Below are 5,542 nucleotides of genomic sequence, written 5' to 3' on the forward strand. Positions count from 1 at the left end.
CGCAGCGGGACTTGCACCCGCAGGTGTGCGCCCATGCTGGGCGCACAACAAAAAAGGGAAGCGCTGACTTCCCTTTTTGTTTGAAAGATGTTGGCACTTCTTTCGGTGTTTGGAGCGGGAAACGAGATTCGAACTCGCGACCTCAACCTTGGCAAGGTTGCGCTCTACCAACTGAGCTATTCCCGCATATTTCAGAAACCTGGCATTGTATGCCGTATTTTCTGCGATTGTCAAATTGTAATGCAATTTCAGGCCAACTTTGAAGCTGGCCTGAAAATTTTGCATCAATGTTTCACAGCCTCGGGTTTGGCGGTTGCTGTAACAGCCGACAAAGCGGCTGCAGCCACTTCTTCGTCACTCAAGGGCACAGGCTTGGCTTCCAAGGCAACGTCCAGCACCTGGTCAATCCATTTGACAGGGATGATTTCCAGCCCGTTTTTGACATTCTCAGGAATGTCCTGCAAGTCCTTGACGTTCTCCTCGGGGATCAACACCGTCTTGATGCCGCCGCGCAAAGCGGCCAGCAATTTTTCTTTCAAACCGCCAATGGCCGTGACTTCACCGCGCAGCGTGATCTCGCCAGTCATGGCCACATCGGCACGCACCGGAATCCCCGTCATCGCGGACACCATGGCCGTGGTCATGGCTGCACCGGCGCTCGGGCCGTCTTTGGGTGTGGCACCGTCAGGGACGTGGATGTGCAGGTCTTTCTTCTCAAAGACTTCGTCCTTGATGCCCAACAGGCGTGAGCGGCTGCGCACCACGGTGCGCGCAGCTTCCACAGACTCTTTCATCACATCGCCCAGCGAGCCAGTGCGGGTGATCACGCCTTTGCCCGGCATCAGCGCCGCCTCAATGGTGAGCAAATCGCCGCCCACCTCGGTCCAAGCCAAGCCCACCACTTGGCCGACCTGGTTCTTTTGCTCGGCACGGCCATAGCTGTACTTGCGCACGCCCAGGAAGTCGTTCAGATTGTCCGCATTCACCACCACCTGGGGTGTCATCTGCTTGAGCAGCAAAGCCTTGACGACTTTGCGGCAGATTTTGCCCAGCTCGCGCTCCAGCGAGCGCACACCGGCTTCGCGTGTGTAGTAACGCACCACATCGCGCACAGCGGCTTCGGTCACTTGCAGCTCGGTGTCTTTCACGCCGTTGTTGGTCATCTGCTTGGGCAGCAAATACTTCATGGCGATGCTGGTTTTTTCATCTTCGGTGTAGCCGGACAAACGTATCACTTCCATCCGGTCCAGAAGGGCCGAGGGGATGTTCATCGAGTTGGAGGTGGCCACGAACATGACGTCGCTCAGGTCAAAGTCAACCTCGACGTAATGGTCACCAAAGGTGTGGTTTTGCTCAGGGTCCAGCACCTCCAGCAAAGCGCTTGATGGGTCGCCCCGGAAATCCGTGCCCAGCTTGTCGATCTCGTCGAGCAAGAACAGCGGGTTCTTGGTGCCGACCTTGTTCAGGTTTTGCAGCACCTTGCCGGGCAATGCGCCGATGTAGGTGCGGCGGTGACCACGAATCTCGGCTTCGTCACGCATGCCGCCTAGGGCCATGCGCACGTACTTGCGGCCAGTGGCTTTGGCAATCGATTGGCCAAGCGAAGTCTTTCCCACACCGGGTGGCCCGACCAGGCACAAGATAGGGGCCTTGACCTTGTCGACGCGTTGCTGCACAGCAAGATACTCAAGGATGCGGTCCTTGACCTTGTCCAAACCAAAGTGGTCTTGGTTGAGCACGTCTTCGGCATTGGCCAGATCGTGCTTGAGCTTGGTTTTTTTGCCCCAAGGCAAGCCAATCAGCACATCCAGGTAATTGCGCACCACGGATGCTTCTGCCGACATGGGCGACATGAGCTTGAGCTTTTTCAGCTCACCCTCGGCCTTTTTGCGGGCTTCGGCCGACATTTTGGCGGCCTTGATTTTCTTTTCGAGCTCCTCGATGTCCGCGCCTTCTTCGCCGTCGCCCAGCTCTTTCTGGATGGCTTTGACCTGCTCGTTCAAGTAGAAGTCGCGCTGGTTCTTTTCCATCTGGCGCTTGACGCGGCCACGGATGCGCTTATCGACATTAAGGATGTCGACCTCATGCTCCAGCTGGGCGAACAAATTTTCCAGGCGGGCTTTGATGTTGGCCAGATCCAGCACCTGCTGCTTGTTTTCGAGCTTCAGGGGCAAGTGCGCGGCGATCGTGTCAGCCAGGCGTCCCGCGTCGTCGATGCTGGAAATCGAGGTGAGGATTTCGGGGGGAATCTTTTTGTTGAGTTTGACGTACTGGTCAAACTGCTGCATGACGGCGCGTCGCAGCGCCTCAATTTCGCTGCTGGCTTCGGACTGTTCGGCCGCAGGGTCCACCGGCGTGACCGAGGCCACAAAGTGCGCCTCGCCATCGACGATTGACTTGACCAAGGCGCGCTGCTGGCCCTCGACCAAGACTTTGACCGTGCCATCGGGCAACTTGAGCATTTGCAAAATGGTCGACACGCAGCCCACATCGAACATGTCGTCGATGACAGGCTCGTCCTTGGCGGCGGTCTTTTGGGCCACCAGCATGATGCGGCGTTCAGCGGCCATGGCAGTTTCCAAGGCTTTGATGCTCTTGGGGCGCCCGACAAACAGCGGAATCACCATGTGCGGGAACACAACCACGTCACGCAAGGGCAACATGGGCAGTTCGATCAAGGTGGGCGGTAAAGGTGTGTGTCCAGACATGTGATGTCCCTCAGGTCAATTCAGCTACACATGGATGCTGCACTGCCAATTTCAACCCATCGGTGATCGGGGGTATTCATTGGCGTGCGCCCCAGTGGGTCAGGCCTGTTTGGCCGACTCGCGGTAAACCAGCAGCGGCGGTTTGTTGTCGTCGATGACGGACTCGTCCACCACCACTTTTTCAACGTTGGCCTGGTTGGGCAATTCGAACATGGTGTCGATCAGGGCCTGCTCCATGATGGAGCGCAGGCCCCGGGCACCGGTCTTGCGGGCCAGCGCCTTGCGGGCCATGGCCGTGAGGGCGTTGGGTCGCACCTCCAGCTCGACACCTTCCATGGCCAGCAGTTTGGTGAATTGTTTGACCACCGCGTTTTTCGGCTCGGTCAAAATTTGCACCAGCGCCTCTTCGCTCAGCTCGGCCAAAGTGGCCACCACCGGCAAACGGCCCACCAGCTCGGGGATCAAGCCAAACTTGATCAGGTCTTCGGGCTCGACTTCGTTGAACACGTCGGTGAGCGAACGTTGCTTTTTACTCTTGACGGTGGCACCAAAACCAATGCCACCCGATTCGGTGCGGTTTTCGATGACCTTTTCAAGCCCAGCGAAAGCGCCGCCACAAATGAACAAGATGTTGGTCGTGTCGATCTGCAAGAAGTCTTGGTTAGGGTGCTTGCGCCCGCCCTGCGGAGGCACGCTGGCCATGGTGCCTTCGACCAGCTTGAGCAAGGCCTGCTGCACGCCCTCGCCCGAGACGTCACGGGTGATCGAGGGGTTGTCGGACTTGCGGGTAATCTTGTCGATCTCATCGATGTAAACGATGCCGCGTTGCGCACGCTCGACGTCGTAATTGCAGGTCTGCAGCAGCTTGGCGACGATGTTCTCAACGTCCTCACCCACATAACCGGCTTCGGTCAGGGTGGTGGCGTCGGCCATGACAAAGGGCACGTCCAGCATGCGGGCCATGGTCTGGGCCAGCAAGGTCTTGCCTGAGCCTGTGGGGCCGATCAACAAGATGTTGCTCTTGGCCAGCTCGACCTCGTCTTTTTTGGCACCCTCTTTGTGCTTGAGGCGCTTGTAGTGGTTGTACACCGCGACCGCCAGGCTGCGCTTGGCTTTTTCTTGGCCAATCACGTAATTGTCCAGGTTGGTCTTGATGTCCAGGGGTGTCGGCAAGCCCTCTTTGGCCCCTTCCACGGTGGTGGTGGAAGCCAGTTCATCGCGCACGATGTCGTTGCACAAATCAATGCATTCGTCGCAAATGAAGACCGATGGACCTGCGATCAGCTTTTTGACCTCGTGCTGGCTTTTGCCGCAAAAGGAGCAGAACAGGTTTTTCTCAGTAGTCGAGCCTTTTTTATCGGCCATAGATGTCGCCTCGGAATCCGGAATTCGTCAATGATAACGAAAGAAAAACGGCGTTCACCCTTTGGGGGTCAACGCCGTCAGCCTGAGCGCCGGGGAGCCCGGCCACCCTCAAGCGCGTTTGGAAATGACGTCGTCGATCAAACCGTAGTCTTTGGACTCGGTGGCCGAGAGGTAATAGTCGCGTTCGGTGTCGAGTTCAATTTTGGCCAGCGGCTGACCTGTGTTCTCGGCCAAGATGCGGTTCAGGTGGGCACGGGTCTTGACGATCTCGCGTGCGGCGATCTCGATCTCGGTGGCCTGACCTCGTGCACCGCCCAGGGGCTGGTGAATCATGATCTTGGAGTTGGGCAAAGAAAACCGCTTGCCCTTGGCCCCTGAAGACAACAAAAACGCCCCCATGCTGGCCGCCATGCCGTTGCACAGCGTCGACACATCGGGCTTGATGAAGTTCATGGTGTCGTAAATCGCCATGCCCGCGCTCACCGAACCACCGGGCGAATTGATGTACAGCGAGATGTCCTTTTCGGGGTTTTCGCTCTCCAAAAACAGCAACTGGGCCACGATCAGGTTGGCCATGTGGTCATTGACCTCGCCCACCAAAAAGATCACGCGCTCTTTGAGCAAACGCGAATAGATGTCGTAAGCACGTTCGCCACGGCCCGATTGCTCGACGACCATGGGCACCATGCCCAAATTTGTGATGTCCAGTGCGCTCATCGTTTCTCCAGTAATTCAGACTGACTTTAACCAAGTTTTGAATGCCACCATGAAGATGGGGCTTGATCGCCGAACAGCAAGCCCGGCTCAAGCCCCATATTCGGGTGTTACCCCAGAAAGATCAGGCCTGCTGACCCATCAGTTCTTCAAACGTGATGGCTTTCTCCACCACTTTGGCCTGGCCCAACACGAAGTCGGACACATTGCTCTCGATGACCACGGCCTCAACTTCAGCCATGCGCTGGTTGTCGCTGTTGTACCAACGCACGACATCGTCAGGACGCTCGTAGCTGGAGGCCAGCTCTTCGATGTGGGCCTGGATCTGCTCAGGCTTGGCGTGCAATGTGTTGCCACGCACGACTTCGGCCACCACCAGGCCCAAGCGCACGCGCTGCTCGGCTTGAGGGCGGAAGATGTCGTCAGGGATCGGGGCCTTGTCGGCGTCCTTGATGCCGCGTTGCTTCAGGTCGGCACGGGCACCCTCTTTGAGGCGCTCGATTTCGCTTTGAACGATCGACTGGGGCAAGTCCAGCTCAGCCTTGGCCACCAAAGCGTCCATGGCGGCTTGCTTGTTGCGGGCCAGCAAGCGGAATTTCACTTCACGCTCGAGGTTTTTGCGGATGTCGGCGCGCAGGCCTTCCACCGTGGCGTCAGCAATGCCCAAGGACTTGGCCAGGGCTTCGTTGACTTCGGGCAGATTGGCGGCTTCGATTTTCTTGACGGTGACCATGAAGTCAGCGGTTTTGCCTGCC

The 5,542-nt window shown here is 57.6% G+C and carries 3 protein-coding genes, 1 tRNA gene and 1 pseudogene; all 5 read right to left on the reverse strand.

The window, feature by feature from the left end; translation table 11 throughout:
- Positions 1 to 110 precede the first annotated feature (110 nt).
- Positions 111 to 186 (reverse strand) — tRNA-Gly (locus Q0341_RS12655).
- Between the two features lie 98 nt (positions 187 to 284).
- Positions 285 to 2,708 carry an endopeptidase La gene (gene lon / locus Q0341_RS12660; RefSeq protein ID WP_299513924.1) on the reverse strand — a complete coding sequence of 808 codons (2,424 nt, stop codon included), beginning with the start codon at positions 2,706 to 2,708 and terminating at the stop codon, positions 285 to 287.
- Between the two features lie 99 nt (positions 2,709 to 2,807).
- Complete coding sequence (gene clpX / locus Q0341_RS12665) at positions 2,808 to 4,073, reverse strand: ATP-dependent Clp protease ATP-binding subunit ClpX (RefSeq protein WP_299513926.1); 1,266 nt, start codon at positions 4,071 to 4,073, stop codon at positions 2,808 to 2,810.
- Between the two features lie 108 nt (positions 4,074 to 4,181).
- Positions 4,182 to 4,790 (reverse strand): ATP-dependent Clp endopeptidase proteolytic subunit ClpP, encoded by a 609-nt coding sequence (clpP, locus tag Q0341_RS12670; protein ID WP_299513928.1) that lies wholly within the window; start codon positions 4,788 to 4,790, stop codon positions 4,182 to 4,184.
- Positions 4,791 to 4,911: 121 nt separating this feature from the next.
- Positions 4,912 to 5,542, reverse strand: a pseudogene (locus tag Q0341_RS12675) (trigger factor); the annotation flags it as partial.

The sequence above is a fragment of the uncultured Limnohabitans sp. genome, assembly GCF_937889215.1.
Taxonomy (GTDB): Bacteria; Pseudomonadota; Gammaproteobacteria; order Burkholderiales; family Burkholderiaceae_C; genus Limnohabitans_A.

Excerpts from the sequence above, each read along its gene's own strand:
- lon (WP_299513924.1), bottom strand. The coding sequence starts at position 2,708 with ATGTCTGGACACACACCTTTACCGCCCACCTTGATCGAACTGCCCATG.
- clpX (WP_299513926.1), bottom strand. The coding sequence starts at position 4,073 with ATGGCCGATAAAAAAGGCTCGACTACTGAGAAAAACCTGTTCTGCTCC.
- clpP (WP_299513928.1), bottom strand. The coding sequence starts at position 4,790 with ATGAGCGCACTGGACATCACAAATTTGGGCATGGTGCCCATGGTCGTC.